This is a genomic window from Haloferax sp. DFSO60, assembly GCF_046557615.1.
Lineage (GTDB): Archaea > Halobacteriota > Halobacteria > Halobacteriales > Haloferacaceae > Haloferax.
In genome coordinates this window covers 459,432-476,275 of the sequence record NZ_JBKIII010000001.1, presented here as the reverse complement: position 1 = coordinate 476,275, position 16,844 = coordinate 459,432, and the positions used below count along the sequence as shown (strand labels likewise).

Annotated in this window: 23 protein-coding genes; 15 read left to right on the top strand and 8 right to left on the bottom strand. The window is 57.4% G+C overall.

Annotation, left to right across the window (positions count from 1 at the left end; translation table 11 throughout):
• The first annotated feature begins 251 nt into the window (after positions 1 to 251).
• Positions 252 to 1,301 (top strand): hypothetical protein, encoded by a 1,050-nt coding sequence (locus ACK509_RS02470; protein WP_410764918.1) that lies wholly within the window; start codon positions 252 to 254, stop codon positions 1,299 to 1,301.
• Between the two features lie 4 nt (positions 1,302 to 1,305).
• Here ACK509_RS02470 and ACK509_RS02465 read toward each other — a convergent pair whose 3' ends face one another.
• Positions 1,306 to 1,521: a winged helix-turn-helix transcriptional regulator gene (locus ACK509_RS02465; protein ID WP_410764917.1), complete on the bottom strand. Its 216-nt coding sequence runs from the start codon at positions 1,519 to 1,521 to the stop codon at positions 1,306 to 1,308.
• A 406-nt stretch (positions 1,522 to 1,927) separates the two neighbouring features.
• On the opposite strand from ACK509_RS02465, the gene ACK509_RS02460 reads away from it, so the two are divergent.
• From ACK509_RS02460 to ACK509_RS02440, 5 genes are all read left to right on the top strand, one after another.
• Positions 1,928 to 2,176, top strand: coding sequence for a hypothetical protein (locus tag ACK509_RS02460; protein WP_410764916.1), 249 nt, complete (start codon positions 1,928 to 1,930; stop codon positions 2,174 to 2,176).
• Complete coding sequence (locus ACK509_RS02455; RefSeq protein ID WP_410764915.1) at positions 2,173 to 3,210, top strand: tyrosine-type recombinase/integrase; 1,038 nt, start codon at positions 2,173 to 2,175, stop codon at positions 3,208 to 3,210. Before ACK509_RS02460 ends, ACK509_RS02455 begins: the two co-directional genes overlap by 4 nt.
• A 271-nt stretch (positions 3,211 to 3,481) precedes the next feature.
• Entirely contained in the window at positions 3,482 to 3,736 is a 255-nt protein-coding gene (locus ACK509_RS02450) for a hypothetical protein (RefSeq protein WP_410764914.1), read from the top strand.
• A gap of 532 nt (positions 3,737 to 4,268) precedes the next feature.
• Positions 4,269 to 4,538: a hypothetical protein gene (locus ACK509_RS02445; protein WP_410764913.1), complete on the top strand. Its 270-nt coding sequence runs from the start codon at positions 4,269 to 4,271 to the stop codon at positions 4,536 to 4,538.
• Between the two features lie 105 nt (positions 4,539 to 4,643).
• Positions 4,644 to 5,126, top strand: a complete 483-nt coding sequence (locus ACK509_RS02440; RefSeq protein WP_410764912.1) for a dihydrofolate reductase — start codon at positions 4,644 to 4,646, stop codon at positions 5,124 to 5,126.
• Positions 5,127 to 5,194: 68 nt separating this feature from the next.
• On the opposite strand, the gene ACK509_RS02435 is transcribed toward ACK509_RS02440, so the two are convergent.
• The 5 genes from ACK509_RS02435 to ACK509_RS02415 form a co-directional block, all read right to left on the bottom strand.
• Positions 5,195 to 6,259 (bottom strand): glycosyltransferase family 4 protein, encoded by a 1,065-nt coding sequence (locus ACK509_RS02435; protein ID WP_410764911.1) that lies wholly within the window; start codon positions 6,257 to 6,259, stop codon positions 5,195 to 5,197.
• Position 6,260: 1 nt separating this feature from the next.
• Positions 6,261 to 6,638 carry a 6-pyruvoyl trahydropterin synthase family protein gene (locus ACK509_RS02430; protein WP_410764910.1) on the bottom strand — a complete coding sequence of 126 codons (378 nt, stop codon included), beginning with the start codon at positions 6,636 to 6,638 and terminating at the stop codon, positions 6,261 to 6,263.
• Positions 6,639 to 6,645: 7 nt separating this feature from the next.
• Complete coding sequence (locus ACK509_RS02425) at positions 6,646 to 7,650, bottom strand: zinc-dependent alcohol dehydrogenase (protein WP_410764909.1); 1,005 nt, start codon at positions 7,648 to 7,650, stop codon at positions 6,646 to 6,648.
• A gap of 3 nt (positions 7,651 to 7,653) precedes the next feature.
• A complete protein-coding gene (locus ACK509_RS02420) occupies positions 7,654 to 8,439 on the bottom strand; it encodes a GTP cyclohydrolase III (RefSeq protein ID WP_410764908.1) in 786 nt (261 codons plus the stop codon).
• 96 nt (positions 8,440 to 8,535) lie between these two features.
• Positions 8,536 to 8,778: a hypothetical protein gene (locus tag ACK509_RS02415; RefSeq protein WP_410764907.1), complete on the bottom strand. Its 243-nt coding sequence runs from the start codon at positions 8,776 to 8,778 to the stop codon at positions 8,536 to 8,538.
• Between the two features lie 76 nt (positions 8,779 to 8,854).
• On the opposite strand from ACK509_RS02415, the gene ACK509_RS02410 reads away from it, so the two are divergent.
• A complete protein-coding gene (locus ACK509_RS02410; RefSeq protein WP_410764906.1) occupies positions 8,855 to 9,637 on the top strand; it encodes an HAD-IIA family hydrolase in 783 nt (260 codons plus the stop codon).
• A gap of 104 nt (positions 9,638 to 9,741) precedes the next feature.
• Positions 9,742 to 9,882: a hypothetical protein gene (locus ACK509_RS02405; protein WP_410764905.1), complete on the top strand. Its 141-nt coding sequence runs from the start codon at positions 9,742 to 9,744 to the stop codon at positions 9,880 to 9,882.
• A gap of 66 nt (positions 9,883 to 9,948) precedes the next feature.
• Here ACK509_RS02405 and ACK509_RS02400 read toward each other — a convergent pair whose 3' ends face one another.
• Positions 9,949 to 10,347 (bottom strand): OsmC family protein, encoded by a 399-nt coding sequence (locus ACK509_RS02400; RefSeq protein WP_410764904.1) that lies wholly within the window; start codon positions 10,345 to 10,347, stop codon positions 9,949 to 9,951.
• Between the two features lie 171 nt (positions 10,348 to 10,518).
• Positions 10,519 to 11,235 carry a metal-dependent hydrolase gene (locus ACK509_RS02395; protein ID WP_410764903.1) on the bottom strand — a complete coding sequence of 239 codons (717 nt, stop codon included), beginning with the start codon at positions 11,233 to 11,235 and terminating at the stop codon, positions 10,519 to 10,521.
• A 158-nt stretch (positions 11,236 to 11,393) separates the two neighbouring features.
• On the opposite strand from ACK509_RS02395, the gene ACK509_RS02390 reads away from it, so the two are divergent.
• From ACK509_RS02390 to ACK509_RS02360, 7 genes are all read left to right on the top strand, one after another.
• Positions 11,394 to 11,768: a hypothetical protein gene (locus ACK509_RS02390; RefSeq protein ID WP_410764902.1), complete on the top strand. Its 375-nt coding sequence runs from the start codon at positions 11,394 to 11,396 to the stop codon at positions 11,766 to 11,768.
• The gene (locus tag ACK509_RS02385; protein WP_410764901.1) at positions 11,765 to 12,283 is read left to right on the top strand and encodes a hypothetical protein; all 519 of its coding nucleotides are present in this window, start codon (positions 11,765 to 11,767) and stop codon (positions 12,281 to 12,283) included. Before ACK509_RS02390 ends, ACK509_RS02385 begins: the two co-directional genes overlap by 4 nt.
• A 127-nt stretch (positions 12,284 to 12,410) precedes the next feature.
• Positions 12,411 to 13,061: a hypothetical protein gene (locus ACK509_RS02380; RefSeq protein ID WP_410764900.1), complete on the top strand. Its 651-nt coding sequence runs from the start codon at positions 12,411 to 12,413 to the stop codon at positions 13,059 to 13,061.
• Positions 13,062 to 13,160: 99 nt separating this feature from the next.
• The gene (locus ACK509_RS02375; RefSeq protein ID WP_410764899.1) at positions 13,161 to 13,892 is read left to right on the top strand and encodes a fumarylacetoacetate hydrolase family protein; all 732 of its coding nucleotides are present in this window, start codon (positions 13,161 to 13,163) and stop codon (positions 13,890 to 13,892) included.
• 108 nt (positions 13,893 to 14,000) lie between these two features.
• Positions 14,001 to 14,561, top strand: coding sequence for a hypothetical protein (locus tag ACK509_RS02370; RefSeq protein WP_410764898.1), 561 nt, complete (start codon positions 14,001 to 14,003; stop codon positions 14,559 to 14,561).
• Between the two features lie 102 nt (positions 14,562 to 14,663).
• On the top strand, positions 14,664 to 15,233 hold the full coding sequence (locus tag ACK509_RS02365; RefSeq protein WP_410764897.1) for a gluconate 2-dehydrogenase subunit 3 family protein: 570 nt from the start codon (positions 14,664 to 14,666) through the stop codon (positions 15,231 to 15,233).
• Positions 15,226 to 16,815: a GMC family oxidoreductase gene (locus ACK509_RS02360; RefSeq protein WP_410764896.1), complete on the top strand. Its 1,590-nt coding sequence runs from the start codon at positions 15,226 to 15,228 to the stop codon at positions 16,813 to 16,815. The genes ACK509_RS02365 and ACK509_RS02360 overlap by 8 nt, the downstream gene beginning before the upstream one ends.
• The last annotated feature ends 29 nt before the right edge of the window (positions 16,816 to 16,844 follow it).

The following is a 16,844-nucleotide window of genomic DNA, read 5'->3' as shown; positions in this document are numbered from 1 at the left end:
ACAATCCTCGATGTATGCACATAGACTACCAACGACACCAGTCAATGTGCATAGATTCGAATCAGTCCAGACTGGTTGGGGGAAGTACCTCGGTCGTATACTATCCAGCGTAAAAAAAGAGGAGCATTCTTTGACTCAAAATCCACGCAAACCGACCCCCCGTGCATACGTTGGTTGATAAAGAGGGGGAAATCCATCCGGTTAGATCTCAGCGTCGAAAATGTCATGCATCATGTATCCAATCTCAAATTATGTCTGATGGTACGGAAGATCGAGTCTTTGAGATTGAAGTGACGTATCAAGACTCAGGTTTTACTTTGAATTTCCCTATGGACCAGTGGTGGGACCGGGTCGAAAAGGAGTTTGCTTCGTTTGACGCTATTAAGAAATTCTACAGGACAGATGTCGATGAATTGGCCAAGAATATGTCCGAAAATGGCCGAGAGATTGACCCCGATGAACCAAGAGAAGGACCTGCGATTGTAGTCTCAAACCCTCCAAAAGAGTGGAAAGAAGACTTTGGACGTGCGGCACCCATCATTAGGCTTGCCGAGGAGCAGATGGTGCAGATGGGGTTATTTACACTCGTGGAAAGTGAAGTTGAGGCGCAAAACAAGCTAGCTGATGCTGGTCAATTCAAGCCACTAATTATCCGACAGAGTGCCTTCTTTGAGGCATACTTAGAGTTTCAATCCCAACTTGCGTTTCAAGATTTGAAAGAGGAACCTCTCTCGAACAACGAAATGAGTCTAATTGAGGGGATGGGACATACAGATCGAATTCGACTGGCCCACCTCTTTGACGTAATCGATGAAGTCGAACATGGGTATCTCCAGTCGATGGCATCTCTACGAAACAAATTAGCGCATTCTCCGTGGGGCGAACTCAATTCTAATGAAGAAGCCAACGTCAAGGCTACCGCTGAAAGTGTATTGGGTATACTTGAATCGAAAATTGAGGAAGCGTACGAATCAGTAGAAGTTGGCGAAATTGAGTCAGGGAGCGATGGCTTCGATATTGGATTTGGTGGTCTAGACACTGACACCCAATTACTGCAATTGAGCATTTTAGACGTAATCGACTCAAAGGGTGGGCAAATATCCCTATCTAAATTAGAGACAATATTGCTCAGAGACCCAGAGAGAGTAAGACAACGGTGTCTTAGAATGGACCATATCGGATATTTAGACCTCAACAAAGATCAAGAGGTTGTCTCAATTCGAAAAAAGGGCCGAGAATTGTTACGAGAAGAAAATTACGACGACACGGGCGAATCTGATGCAGAGTCAGATTTGAAGTAAAAGTCTATTGTTCCGAAGACAGCCACCAAATTAGGCTTCCACCAGCATTCTTATTGCGAAGATGGCCCTCACTCTCGAGCGCCTGTAATCTCTTTATAGTCCCCTGTTGGGAGAAATCAAGTTCTTCAGCAACTTCAGCAGTAGAGAGAAACGGATCTTTGTGAGACTCGAAGATAGATAGGATTTCTTCGTCGGTAACGGTCGGCTTCCGACCTGCCATTTTGGAAACCAACGTGGAGGTATCTTTTATATTATTCTGACGAAATTCGGTGTTTATCAACAACCAGTTGTTGAACAACAACTAAATGGGTAGGGTGTGGACAGGGAGTACGGAAGCACCTTCGTGGACCTATCGCTCTCCGATAGGTTCCTCAGAAACGGACCTCGCTGCTGGAACAGCAGGTCCGCGTGGGCTTCCGTGCACTACCACGAAAGCCATGTTCGATTCAATTCCGTGCGGTATTGAACCCCGCGCTCGAGCGTCAGTACAGCCACCAAAAGACCGTTTAGTTTCACTCGCAAAAATGCCCGATTTCGGGGGTACGTCGGCCCAATTCGTTCACTTTCACTTCCACCATGCGTGCGAGCATGTGTATTATAACAAGGCGGGTGGCCGCCCAATTGTGATGTCGAATACGCAGGTTATTCGAGTAGAGAACCGGACGGATCGCTGGCGGTTCACGTGTCCCCGTGAACACAGAACCTGGGAAGCGGCGAGCGACCACTTCTGGTGCCAGCGATGCGCGTCCGCGAAAGACGTTGACGCCAAGTTCTATGAACTGAAGGATAAGGTGAGCGGCGAGTTACTTTCGCGCGAGGAAGTCGTACTGCAGACTGCTTCTGACGACGACCTCGAGCTGGAGGTTCAGCAATGAACGCCGAGATGCGCGACCTGTCGCCACGAGAGGCACGTGACAGATTTCTCGCTCGGCGTGCGCAATCGCAGACGCCAGCGACGGTTCGGTCCTACAAGAACCGGCTGACGACGTTCGTTCACTGGTGCGAGTCAGAAAACGTGGAGTCGATGGCCGATCTGAACGGCTGGCTCGTAGATGAGTATCAGACTCACCGCGAGGGTCAGGGCGTGTCTCCGGCGACAGTCAAGGGATCGATTGTCGCGCTGCGACAACTCGTGAAGTACTGCCAGCGCATCGAGGCGGCTGACCCGGACCTGCTCGAGAAGATCGAGGTTCCGAAGCTGACGAAAGACCAGCAGACCAGCGACGAGAAGTTGGCAGCCGAGGACGCCCTCGGCCTGCTCTCGAAGTATCGTGATTCTCGCCGATTGTTCGGAACTGCACATCATGCGTTCCTCGAAGTGGCATGGCACACGGGTGCTCGAATGGGGGGAATACGCGCGCTCGACCTGAGCGATTTCGACCAGGAAGAGCGTTCACTCGAGTTCCGTCACCAACCGGCGACGGGAACGCCGTTGAAGAATAAGACCGACGGCGAGCGCGTGGTCGGCGTGCCGCAGGCTGTCGTGGACGCGTTGGACACGTACATCGCTCGGGAGCGTTCGGACAAGCGCGACGAGTACGGACGCGAACCGCTGTTCTCCTGTCGGCAGGGGCGACCGTCCAAATCGACGTTAAGGGCGTGGTCGTACCTCGGGAACCAACCGTGTCTCTACAGAGAGTGCCCACACGGGCGAGAGCGGTTCTCGTGTGAGTACACGACTCGGAACGGGGCGAGTAAGTGCCCTTCGTCGCGGTCACCGCACGCGATTCGTACCGGGTCGATTACGTGGCAACTCGACCGCAAGATTCCGATTGAACTTGTTGCTGAGAGAGTCAACGCTTCGCCCTCGACCATCCGCCGGTACTACGACAAGGCGGATGAACACGAGCGGTTTCTGAAGCGGCGTAGTGAACTGAGCGCATCCCTCGACATTCAGAACCATGACTGAGGGGGTGCGCGAATTCTGGCGACTCAGGGGCCAGAATGCCGCTTTAGGTTCCAAAGAGAGTGCCCTCCGTCCCCATTCTTCTCTCAAACTCACCCACCGAGCAACGCGTCTCGTCGCGTTGCGGACGGCGTGGGTTCTGTGTAAAATGCCCGACGGAGGGTTTGAACCAGCGAGCAACGCGAAGCGTTGCGAGTGAGGTTCAAATCCCATTAGATACCCTGTAGAACCCGTGCCGAATACAGAACGCGAGTCTCGCACTTCGACCGATAACATGACCAACGTAACTCAAGCAATTCATATCCAGATTCGATTCACCGGCCGTTTCCGAAGGCAAGTCGTTGAAAAAGGGGATTCGAACCCCCTGACAGCGATGGCCATCGAAGTGGAAGGAAACTATGTGTTAGGGAGCGCCGAGACTGGCGCTGGGGACTATATGACGGGGAACCTCATCGGCCAGTTTGAGGCACTTCCAAGCATCATTCGAGACGAAAAGCAGGTAGTCGAATTCTACGATGGGCCGATGTGACTCGTGTTCGAACCGATTGATAGTGAATCGATGACGATTACTGGTTGTCACACTATCGGTGGTGTTCGTGACCCCGCAAAGCGTATTCCTGCAGATTCCGCTCAGGTAGTCAGAAAGAACGCCTGGATATCGGAATTAGTTCGGTGACCAGAGAGTATGTAGAAACAATCTGTAATCTCAACCCTTCTCTCTCGGAGCATCCCGATATACAGACGCTATCCGAGTACATCAGCCGGTACGCCGAGTGAGAAGTGAGCCAAGTTTGGTCATCTGTTCTGGCAACCCAACGACAGCCAAACCAGGGCATCGGAGGCCTTTTCAACCCAAAGCAGTGAGACACATGCAGACGGCACGGTTGGGATGCACCTTTCGACTCGCGTGGGTTACCACGTGAGCCAAATGCTGACTAACCTACCCCGTCTGCACTAACAACAGCGAGCGACGGCTATTCTTGGACCAGAAACTCTTGTGTCGAATAATTTCGTGGCGACAAGTATATGTGCAACGTTACCATAGAACACGTCGTATCGTTATGAAGCCGTGCCAAAGTTGTCAGGCGGTTATCGACGAGTACATCTTGGACAAACAACTCGAAGCGCTGCGCGACCTCACAGTTGACGACTTCAATATCTGTGCGGATTGCACGACCATCGTCACTGATGCGTGCGTCGAGTGCGGTGGGGGCGTCTTCGTCCCGCGAAACAAATCGGACACGCCAGACTATTGCCCGGCGTGTCGGTCTGACCTCATCAGCCAAACTGGTCACGACCCCGGATGGAACTGCGACGCTGCATCGACCTGAACGGCACCACGTCCCCAGATTCCGTTTTTACTGTATGCGACCATCACCAAGCGAAATCAGAGAGACGTCACAACGGTTTTCCACACACTCACCAACACCTCACTAATGCAACTCGTCTCTGTCGCCGCTCTCGCCGACAATCACGTCATCGGAATCGACGGTGAACTTCCGTGGCCGAGCATCCCCGAGGACAAGCGACAGTATCGAGACCGAATCAAAGCCCATCCGGTGATTCTCGGGCGAAAGACGTTCGAGTCGATGCTCGACGACCTACCGGGAAGCGCCCAAATCGTCCTCAGTCGAAGCGAGCAGAATTTTGAGGTGGACACCGCCCACCACGCTCGAAGCGTCGAAGAGGCAGTCGAAATCGCAGAGTCACTCGGGGCGGACACGGCCTACGTCATCGGTGGTGCTGGAATTTACTCGCTCTTCCAACCTCACATCGACCGGATGGCGCTCAGCAGAGTACCGGGAGAGTACGAAGGAGACACGTTCTATCCGGAGTGGGACGAAAGCGAGTGGGAGCTCGAATCAGAAGAAGCATACGACCGATTCACGCTGCAAGAGTGGGTCCGAAACGACAGATAACGACCTTCGGTCTGTCAAAACTTACCCGACCCACTCGACCGACTCGACCGACTCGACCAACTTGACACTCACTCCACCAACTCACACAAGAACTCTCGAACTACGTTCGCCGTCTCGTCCCACGAATTGTGTTCTAAAAACCGGTCTCGCGCCGCGAGTGACAACGCGACGAGTCGCGCTCTATTTTGACACAGCGGAGCCACGAAGTCCGTGATTTCGGAAGGGTCGGCTGGGTCGACGAGAAAGCCATCGACACGATGGGTGACGAGTTCCTGTGCGCCGCCGTTGGTCGAGACGAGCGCCGGAAGGCCGAATCCCATCGCCTCCAGTGCGGCGATACCGAAGCCTTCGTACTGCGAGGGTTGCGCGAAGAGGTGCGACCGGGTGAGTGTCTCGGCGAGGTCGGAATCCGAGAGGCGGCCAGTGAAGGTCACGCGGTCCGAAACGCCGAGTTCGGCGACGAGTGTCCGGAGGAACTGCTGGTAGCGTGTATTCACGGGTGCGCCGACGACAGTCAACTCCCAGTCGCCCGGGATACGCGCGAGTCCTCGAACGAGTCCGTGGACGTTCTTCCGCGGTTCGAGATTCCCCACAGTGACGATTCGGAGCGGAGACTCTGCGGCACGCGCCTGGATATCTGATTCGCTGAGTAGTTCGCAGTAGTCTGAAAATCGGTTACCAGCAGGGAGTGCGGTCACACTCCGCGTCGGCGACGTTCGGGCTTCGACCGTCGCTTTCGTCGTCTCGCTGTTGAACACGAACGCATCGACAGAGCGCAAATAACGAGTCTCGATTTCTTTCCGGATGCGTTGTCGCCATGGGTGCTGCTGTTCCATCGCTATGAGGTGGTGGACGACCGAGACGATTGGAACGTCGCTCTCGACGCGCGAGTTCACGAACGCGAGCGACGGGTGGCACAACTCGTCTTGGAGCAACACATCGACGTCGAGTTCGCGGAGGCGCTTCGTCGTCCCAACGTTGTCTCGGAGTCGATGCAGGTACGGGCGCTCAGGAAGCGAGATAATCGTCACGTCGTCGCCTGCGGCTCGGAGGCCGCGGACCAGTTCGAAATCGTAGCGGTAGCCACCTGAGCGGGTGTCGAGCGGCCCGTAGATGACGAAGCCAACGTGCACGTTAGACCGTCGTCTCGTAGGTCGCGCTCGCGGTATCGTCCTCCCAGATTCGAACCGACACGCGCTCGGTCTGGTCGAGCGTCGCGGCATCGCCGAAGCGCTCGCAGACGAAGCGTGCAAAGCGTTCGACGCTCGGATTCTTCCCTTCGAACTCGGGCAGGTCGTTCATCGTCGAATCGCGGTAGCGTTCGAGCGTCGCGTCGAGTGCGGCTTTCACGTCGTCGATATCCACGAGATAACCGTATTCGTTGAGTTCTGCTCCAGTGAGCTCGACTTCGACGGTGAATGCGTGCGAGTGAAGTTTCCCCTCTGGACCGGGGTTCGGAACGGTCAGATAGTGCTGTGCGATGACATCTCTGCGAACCGACACACGATACATATTCACCTCAATTATTGCCGTAGGTAAAGAGGATTTGCACGGCTTCGTCAGGGTCGTCTTCGAGTAACTGGTAGGCCTGTGGGGCGTTCGACACGTCTACGCGGTGGGTGACCAGCGCGTCGAGTCGGAGGTCACGGAGGTGGTCCCACGCGAGGTCGAATCGGCGGTCGGTGTCCCAGCGCCCCCGTAGGTCGGGTTCGATAGTACTCACTTGGCTACTCTCGACGTGAATCCGCGAGCGATGGAACCGACCGCCGAGGTCGAGCGTCACCGGTTTCGTGCCGTACCACGACCCGACGATGACGCGGCCATCGTATCGCGTCACGTCGAGGGCGTCGTCGAGCGCACTCGGGTTGCCCGAGAGTTCGAAGGTGAGGTCGGAGTGTCCGATATCTTCCGTCTCCGCCAGTTCAGTCGGGGCGAGCGCGCGGTCTGCCCCGAATTCGAGGGCGAGTTGGCGGCGCTCGGCGATTCGGTCCACGACGGTGAGGTGTTCCAGTGGGAACTTCGAGAGAAGTGCCGTCGTTGCGAGCCCGACCACACCCTGACCGAAGACGGTCACCCGCTCGCCGATGAGTGGATTCCCGTCCATGACGAAGTTGACCGCCGTCTCCATCGTCGGCAAGAGCGCGGCGCGTTCGTCGCTTACGTCTTGTGGGATGTGTCTGAGCGACTGCGGTTCGGCGAGAAATCGACTCTCGTGGGGATTGAACGCGAAGACGCGCGTGCCGACGAGCGACGGCGAGATGTCGTCACCGACGGCCTCGATTTCGCCGACTGCGGCGTAGCCGTACCGAAGTGGAAACGAAAGGTCGCCGTCGAGTGCGGCGATGGATTCGTCGGTCTTCAACGACGTTGGTGCTTCGCCGCGGTAGATAAGCAGTTCAGTTCCAGAACTGACTGCCGAAAGGCGGGTGTTGACGCGGACTTCGTTCGAGTCAGGCTCGGGTACGTCGCGGTCACGAACTTCGACGCGTTCCGGTCCGACGAAGTAGACTGCCCGCCCGCGCATGGATTAGTCGTCTGCGATTTCTGCGGGTTCGCTTGCGAATTCGACAGTCGTTCCGAGGTGTCGGCAGTCTTCGAGTGCGTGCTTGGCGGCGAAGCCTGCTTCGTGTGCGTTCGAGGCGGTGCCGACGCCGACTTTGAGTTCGACGTCTGCTTCGGCTTCGACGTGTTCGATAGCCGCTTGGTACTGCGCTTCGGTGAGGTCGGGTGTGACCGAGATGATGTTGTCGCCGCCGACGAAGAACGAGAGTGCGCCGTGTTCTTCGCGCAGGTGGCGCATGAGCGACGCGTAGCCCTGTTCGATGTGAATGAACGTATCGAACTCGTTGAGGCGGTCGGTGTACTTGCCCGTGGCGTCGTTCACGTCGAAGTGGGCGATTTGCACGTCCGAATCAGTGCGGTCGGCCTCGGCAATCGAGTCACCCGCGAGGACTTCTCGGCGGTCGCCGTCCTGTGCGCTTCCGGCGCGTTGGACCACGTCGGTCGCGCGTTCGAGTGCGACAGCAGGGTTTCGGTCGGCACCGATACCGAGGCTAATCGTCACCGGGTAGCGGTTCGCAATCGACTCTTGCAACAGTTCGTGGTCGTGATGGTCCAAGCCGTTGGTGACCGCGACCATGTTGTCGAAACGGGTAAAGAAGACGTACCCGTCTCGTGAGCCGACGAACTGTGCCAAGTCGGCAAAGAGTCTCGACTGGAGCGTCTGGAGGTCCATCTCCCGCCGTGGGTCCGGCGTTACCGTCCACGGCCCGTAGTTATCTATTTGGACGAGCGTCAGCTGCGTGTTCGTCACGGTTGATGAGTAGAGCGTAGCGCATATCGTTCTTTGGTTCCACGACGACTCGGCCGGAAGTTCGGTATTCCGCCGAAATGGAGCGCATACCGGCGTTTATGCACGGATTCGACTCGCAATCATATCGAGAATTGCCCACGCGACGAGCCACAGACCAATCCCGATGAATACGATTGCAGTCGTCGAGAGTAGGGGAACGGTGACGGCCATCGCCGACACCAGCGAGTACGTAAAAAAGAGCGCACCCAACGCCACCACCAATCCACACACACCCATCGCGGTGTTGCCTGTCGCGGGTTGGCGAACCCGGCTAAGCAAGTTCCTCCCTGTTGACACCATATGTGGTGTACGTTACCAAATAACATAATTGTTCACAGGCGAACGTTCAATCCGAGCGCGTCCGTACCGGCGACCGATGCAGTACCGAGGGGTCGTTCTCGACGTCGATGGCACAGTCGTTCGCGGAGAGACAGCAATTCCCGGCGCACACGATGGGCTCGCGGCGATAGCTGAGGTGGGTGCAAAGAGACTGTTCGTCTCGAACAACCCCGTGAAGGCACCGCCCGCCTACGAAGAACGTCTGGAACGCGCCGGAATCGACGTCGATGCGAGTGAAATCGTCACCTCCGGGACGGCCACCACGTCGTATCTCGTCTCGAATCACGCCGACGAACGGGTGTTCTGTCTCGGTGAATCCGGTCTCTGTGACCAACTCCGAGACGCCGGATTAGAACTCGTTGCCGCCGCCGAGAACCCCGAAATCGTCGTGGTCGGCATCGACCGGGACTTCCACTACGACGACTTGCGCGATGCTCACCTCGCACTCCGAGACGGGGCACTGTTCTACGGGACCGACCCCGACATCATCATCCCCACCGACGAGGGCGACATTCCGGGGTCGGGTGCAATCATCCGCGCCGTCGCAGGAATCGCCGACCGCGACCCGGATGCTATCCTCGGCAAGCCATCGCCAGTTACACAGGGAATCATCCTCGACACACTCGGCGTCGCGCCTGAAGAGATTCTCGTGGTCGGTGACCGCCTCGACACAGACATCGCACTCGGTATCGACGCGGGCATGGACACTGCACTCGTGAAAACGGGCGTCACCGACGATGCAGCGCTCGAAGCCAGCGAATACACGCCAACGTACGTCCTCGACTCACTCGGGGAGTTGCGAACACTGCTCGTGGAGTAGTACCACAGGCTGTCGTCCGTGGTACGTCCAGCATCGAAGAGTCGTGACATCTTGTTTGTCAATGTCTGACAAACCTTTTTGTACCCCGGAACAAAGGCAGAGGTATGGAAGAGCCGAACAGTCCGTATTTCCGCGACCAAGTCGACGCAACTACCGATGCTCCGGTGCAGGACCGCGAGGTCATCATCATGGAAGGCCAAGCGATGAGCCTTCGAGCCTACCGGCGTCGCACAGAGATGCCCTGACGCATCGCTACCGGTCCGGCCGTTCTGTGACTGTCGCTACTTATTAAAAAGGGCGTGAGAGCGCGTTTAGAACGCGTCGCCGACGACGGTGATGTCTGCGAGCAGTTCCTCTTTGAGCGCGTCGTGGACGTGGCAGATGTCCTCTGCGAGGTCCGTGATTGCTGCGAACTCGTCGTCCGAGAGGTCTGCTTCGACGTAGATGTTGAACTCGATGTCCGTCAGGTCGTCAGAGTCGTCGAGTTCGGCGTCGGCGTCGATTTGGACCTTGCCGAGTTCGTCGTTACCCGTCTTCTGGCCGCCGACGCGGAATGCGGGGAGGAAACAGGAAGCGTAGGTTGCGACGAGCGTCGCGTTCGGGGTCGGGCCGGTCTCGCCGAGTGCGTCGATTTGGAGGTTGAAGTCGCCAACCTGACTCGTGCTTTCGAACCCTTCGTCGCTGACAGTAGAGGTCTGAATATCGGACATTCACTTTGTGCGTTGGATTGAATAGCCGTAAATCTTGTTCACTCGTGCGCAACTCGTGAAAACTGAACACGGCGATGCACCGCGATTTTCATCGGTGAATATTACTGGTACTTACGAGATTGTACTCACTCTCGACGTTGCAAATCGGTCTGAAAAATCAGAATAGGAGGCCTATTCGAGCGTGAACGACTCGTCGCCGTCGAGGATGTGGACCTCAGCGTGGCTTCCGGCGGCCTTCACTTCCTTCTCGAAGTCACGGATGTCGATTTCGATGGCCGGGAAGGTGTTGTAGTGCATCGGGAAGACGTGGTCTACGTCCAGCCAATCGGCCGCAACGGCGGCTTGCCACGGCCCCATCGTGTAGTGGTCACCCACTGGGAGCGCCGCCGCATCGGGTTCGTAGTATGCGCCGAAAATCTCGCGCATGTCGGTCATCAGGCCGGTGTCACCAGCGTGATAGAACGTCGTGGACTCCTCGTCGGTCGTCTGCGTGGGCTTTGCGTCGCTAATCATATAGCCGCCCGGCACGCCCGCTTCGAACTCGTAGCCCGTGTTGATGCCGTTCGTGTGGTCCGCCCGAACCATCGACACGTAGGCATCGCCGAGTTCGACCGTCCCACCGATGTTCATCCCAATCGTCTCTTCGACGCCCATCTCTTCGCCGACGTAGCCGACGAGTTCCGGTGTCCCGACGACGGTGGTACCCTCGAACTCGCCCGCGTGGGCGATGTGGTCTGCGTGGCCGTGCGTGAGCAACACGTAATCCGGTGTCTCGACGTCGCTGGGGTCGAGCGACGTAAACGGATTGTCGAAGAACGGGTCGATGAGAAGCGAGGTGTCTCCGACCGTTACGTACCACGTGGAATGGCCGTGCCAGGTAAGTTCCATAGCATCCGTAATTACTGGCGAAATACACAAAAAGGTATTCGCAGGGGGCGGTGTGGCCGGTTTCACTGTCTGCGGGTTTGAGACGCTCTCTGTCAGAAAATTTATCACCGAGTGACAGAACTGCCAACTCGGATTCGCTCGTGACAGAGAACATTCACATGACGCGGCGCACATTCTGTGTGAGTGTCACCGCAGCGGCGACGGGGATGCTCGGCGGGTGTGCCGAAAGAACCTCCTACAGGTTGCGGGTGAGAAACACCACCGTGGAGGCCTACGAATTGGACGTCACCGTCAGCAACGTAGCCCGCGACCAAGTCGTCTTTGAGAGGACGTTCAACAGTTGGGACGACGGCCCAATCGTCGTCGAGGACGTCTTCGACATCGAAGACGACTACCTCGTTCGAGCGACCGTCGAAGACCACACGGACGAGTATTACTTCGACCCCGGCAAGGACGGCATCTCGCCGGTGGCATCGCTCCAGGTGGATATCTACGACGGCGGAAGGCTACGCATCTTCCTCTCTGAACCGTGAACAAGCTACCCGACGCCGAGTTCGATATCAGACGAGTCCAATCGGCCCCGTGGGACGACACAGACGAAGAAGGACACATCAACCCTCGGCGCGGCGTCGCAATTCGTGCTGGGGACACGTGGATACCCGGAGAGAAGGGATACATCGACACGCTCGAGCTTCCGTTTTGGATGGACGTACTCGAGAAACTTCGATACCTCCACGAAGGCGAAACTACCGCAGTCGTTCTCTTTCCCGACGGGCAGGCATTCGAGTTCGAACGTGTCGATGACGACCGAATCAGTGTGATGAACCACCTCTTCGAACAAAGTATCGACGACGAATCGAAATTGCTAGGCATCGAAGAACGTGGAACGTCTTCGTTGACCTCGTTGAGTATCGTTACGCTCCAAGAAGTCGCGAGAATCATCGACTACGCCCGGAACGCAGAACTCACTAAAAGTGAAGCAAACATGATTCATCGTCTAGAAGACTACGCGCAGAAACTCGACTGGGTTGCTTCGTCTTCGGACTGAGTACTGGCCTCACTCGGCCTGTTCGTCAAGTACGATTCGTAGTCATCTAGCGTGACGCGACGATTCGTTACTCGTTGGCTGCTTCCCACACCGGAATTTTTCAAAGTACAGTCACGTAGTGTAGAGCATGTCATCACGAGACGAGCCGTTCTGGAAAAATACGAACCAGCGTCGGCGCTTCGACGAGCGGCATGGAAGGCTCGACGTGTGGCTCGATGCAACCATCTACTACGGCCTCGGACAACAACTCCTGCTCGCGTTACCCAGTCTGTGGGTCGTCTTTCAAGCGGTTCGAACACCGGTTGCGGTGAGTACTAGTGCCATCGTCTCGTTGACAGCGGCCTCGCTGACGATTGGTCTCTCACGGCTGGGTGTCGTCTCGGTCGGCACGCCGTGGACGCGAATCGAAGAGAACAGTCTCGGACTCGGACGAGACGCTGGATATGGGTTCCTCGTCCAGCGCGCCGCGGTGTTGAACACGACGTTGGGGCTCGCCTGCTTCGTCGGTGCCTTCGTAGATTCGAGTGGCGGTGGTCTGCTCGGGTCGATACTCGTTGCAGGAGGGCTCACAGTAGGCGCACTACTCGCACTCCCGACTGTACGTGCCGCACCACGGACTCCGTCGCTCGCCGTTCGGGCACTCTACTACGCCGTTTCACTCTCGGTTATCGCTCTCTACGCGCAGGTGTTCGACTTCTCCATCGGCGCGCCGACGGCCGCCTTCGCGTTCGGTCTCGTCTGTCTATTCGTTCTCATCGACTTGTGGATGGACTGGTAGTTGCATCGGCGGAAAACGAGCGAGTGAACCTCGATTCGAAAACCGGAGGAAAACGATGGAGTGTAAAAGGCTATCACACTCCATTTCGACACCCAACCCATGCACCACGTTCGATTCCGTGACCCCGCAGGGGCAGTTCGAACCGGCGAATGGCACGACGATTCTGTCTCGTTCGGCGGCGAGACCTACGACCTCGACGACGTCGATATCCTCCCACCGTGTGAGCCATCGAAAGTCGTCTGTATCGGTCGAAACTACGCTAAACACGCCGAAGAGCGCAACGAGGAGGTTCCAGACCGCCCGATGCTCTTTCTGAAGCCGCCGAACACACTCGCCAGCCACGGCGGCACCGTCACGCTCCCCGCAGGAAAAGAGAACGTCGAACACGAGGCCGAACTGGGCGTCGTCATCGGCGAGCAGTGCCGAAACGTCGCGGCCGAGGACGCTGAATCAGTCATCGCAGGCTACACCATCCTGAACGACGTTTCGAACCGTGACGACCAAGATATCGAGAAGAACTGGGTTCGCGGCAAGGCGTTCGACGGTGCGGCCCCAATCGGTCCTGTCGTGGCCGACCCTGAACACTTCTCGGACGACGCCCGCATCACCCTTCGCGTGAACGGCGAGACCCGACAGGACTCCAGTATCGACTATCTCATCTTCTCGATTCCGGAACTCATCGAGGAGATTACGACCTACATGACGCTCGAAGCGGGCGACGTTATCTCGACGGGCACGCCCGAAGGTGTCGGCCCACTCGAAGACGGCGACCACGTCGAAGTCGAAATCGAGGGAGTGGGCGTCCTCGAACACGACGTGCGACAGGACTGAAACGACCACCTGTCTCGGCTCACAACCGACCAGAAGACTATCGTCTAACTTCTCAAAGGTGGAATTCGCCCCCCAATGCATATATGCGAACGTGTCGGAGAGTTGACTGTGCCAACTGCTTCAGCCGAATTTGAGGAACTCGACAAATACATTCAAAGCCAAGATATCGAAGACTTCCACATAACTACGGGTAGGGGTTCATTGCTGGCATCCCACGAAATGATCCAACATGCTGTTGATTTGAGTACGTCTTATGTTCGGGCTCATCCGGACGAACCGGGTTCTTTTGATGCTCATCCATCGTCTGAGTACAACTATGTCGAACGCTGGACACCAAGAGACTCCCTGTCTGATGTTTCAGATTTATTAACTGAGTACGCACGTGAAACCAATGTCCCTGAAATAGAGGTTCCCGAAATTGACTCTCAGGGTCGGATTGTCTCACTCTCTCAGAGAATTGAGTGGTATTCTCTCCTCACAGGCTACATCGCATGCAATGTCTCTGAAGACACAACAATGCAGATCACGCTTGCTGCGCTCGCTACCGCGCACGGTCTCCCGTATGCGATGACAGCGGGAATGACGCTTCCTGAAACGTATGCAGTTGCTCAAATGTCTATCTCTACAGCCGTGTTTGTTCTCCGGGATTCGAGATTTAAGCAGAGTTAATGAGAGCCTTGGCTACGTACGGGGACTGATTCTCATTCGTCTTTCAACCGTGAGCGAGACAGACGACAAGCCATAAGATTAGTCTCACCTAATTCGATTCGAATGCGACTGACGCGACGAGATGCGTTGGCTGTCCTCGCCGGATTGGGTATCGCTGGCGGCGGGGCGGCAATCGTTGATACCTACGACCCGCCGACTGCGGACGCCGCAGACGGGTCGCAGACGGTCGATGTCGTCGAAACGATGGTCGCCGCAGGCCAGGTCGTCTACCCGAGTGGAGTCGAAGGCATCGGCGAGTTCGTCGAGACCTACGTCGTCGGGCGCGCGAGCGACGAAAAGCGCGAATTGGGGTTTACTGAAACTGTCGCCGAACTCGATGCTGTCGCCCGCGACTGGCACGGCGCACCGTTTGTTGACTTGGATGTCGAGACGCGCGAGACACTCCTTCAGCAACTCGGCACGAAAACTGCGGACCCGGTTCCCGACGGCACGCTCTCCGAACGGATTCGATTCCACGTCGTGAACGAACTTCTCTACGCCTTCTACTCGTCGCCGACCGGTGGAGAACTCGTCGGCATCGAGAATCCAATCGGCTACGGCGGCGGGACCGAGAGCTATCAGCGAGCGTCGATGGAGCGTGGCGAAGGCGATGGTGAGGTGGACGATGCCTGAACAACTCGACAGGACGCCCGTCAGCGACGCAGACGTGTGTATCGTCGGCGCTGGACCGGCCGGTGGCATCGTCGCCCACCGACTCGCTGAAGCGGGAGCGAATGTCGTCGTTCTCGAGGCAGGGCGACGATTCGACGAGACCAGACAGGTGCAGTTGGACCGTCACATTCGCCCCGGCCTCGGCAACCCGTGGGAGATGGGCGGCCCCCGCGACGCATTCGCTTCGTCCGGCGAGGCGTTCTACCCACTCAACGCGGCGCGCGTGAAGGGTATCGGTGGGACGACCCTCCACTGGCAGGGCATGGTGATGCGCCTCCACGAACGCGATTTCGAACTCCAGTCACGCCACGGCGTCGGCGTCGATTGGCCGCTTTCGTATTCTGACCTCAAGCCGTACTACGCGGAGGCCGAACGCGAGTTTGGTGTTGCAGGCGCGGTAGACAACCCCTACGCACCCCCCCGAGACGAGCCCTATCCACTTCCCGCGTTCCCGCCGTCGCACAGTGATTCCATCTTCGCCGAGGCGTGCGAGCGACTGGGTATCGACATGCACTCGGTGCCGAACGCCCGCAACTCCGAACCCTACGACAACCGCGCGTCGTGCCAAGGCTTCGGGACGTGCAAACCAGTCTGTCCGTCGGGGGCGAAGTACACTGCCGAATCACACATCGAGAAAGCCGAGGCCGCCGGAGCGACGATACTCGACCGCGCACGTGTCCGACGCCTCGAACACGACGATTCTGGTCAGCAAATCGTCGCTGCGGCGTACACGACGCCCGATGGGACGACCCATCGACAGTCCGCCGACCAGTTCGTCCTCGCCTGCGGCGGCGTCGAAAACGTTCGCTTGCTCTTGCTCTCGGCGTCCGACGAGTTCCCAGATGGGCTCGCCAACTCCTCGGGCGTCGTCGGGAAATTCTTCATGGAACACCTATTTGCAGGCATGGGGGGTCGTCTCGACCGCGACACGCGACAGAATCACGTCGGCTTCAACACCAGCGAGTGCCACCAGTTCTACGACGACACCGACCCCGTGAATGGAATCAAACTCGAATTTCTCAACTACGCCGGACCATCGCCAGTCGGAGACGCCCTGAATGCAGAGACGTGGGGTGACGAACTGCTCGGGGAGTTGCAGGCGAACTACGGTCGCCACATCGCCATGGGTGCGCTGGTCGAGCAACTCCCCCGCGAGGACAACTACATCGCACTCGACACCGAGACGACCGACGACCTCGGCGACCCCGTGCCGGACGTCCATTGGTCGGTCGATGCGGAGACGAAAGACGCGCTCTCGCGGGCCAACGAGATTCAGCGACAGATTCTGGACGAACTCAGCGTCGATATCGAGTGGACCGTCGGTCCCGACAACACCGGCCCGGCGTTCCATCACATGGGCACGACGCGAATGGGCGAGAATCCAGCATCGAGCGTCGTGGACTCGGACGGCCTGACTCACGACCTCTCGAATCTCTGGATAGCGGGGTCGAGCGTCTTCCCGACGGGCGGGGCGATGAACCCGACGCTCACCATCGCCGCACTCGCGCTCAAGACCGCGAGCGCGATTCGTAACCAGATGTAGTTTCGCTTTTCGACTACCGCCACCGGAAC